This is a genomic window from Bradyrhizobium sp. Unk1, from assembly GCF_059512345.1.
The window spans coordinates 1-339 of record NZ_JCAMOP010000252.1; the positions used below are offsets into that span (position 1 = coordinate 1).

Here is a 339-nt window from a genome sequence, read left to right on the forward strand (position 1 = left end):
GAGCACGGGTGCCGCGGAGACGCCGTCGAGACCGGCGCAGGCTTCGCCGATAATCAGCGCGAGCCGCTTGGTGTCGAGACCAACGCGCGAACCGTCGGCGAGCGTGACATGAAGTGCCGGCGCGACGGCGGACGTCGCTTCCGCGGCCGCCTCCTCGGCGCGCCGGCGCGACCGCTCCTCGCGGTACAGCACATAGGCGCGTGCGACCTTGTGGTGCTCGCTCCGCATCAAGGCGAGTTCGACCTGGTCCTGCACGTCCTCGATATGGAAGGTGCGTCCCTCGCCTGCCCGCCGCATCAACGCAGCGACGACTTCGGCCGTCAGCTGCTCCACGCTCTC

General features: G+C 69.9%; 1 protein-coding gene. It reads right to left on the bottom strand.

Going from position 1 to position 339, the window contains the following annotated elements:
- A partial coding sequence (locus AC5ZFO_RS48365) for an ATP cone domain-containing protein (RefSeq protein ID WP_496124318.1) occupies positions 1–339 on the bottom strand: 339 nt, incomplete at both ends.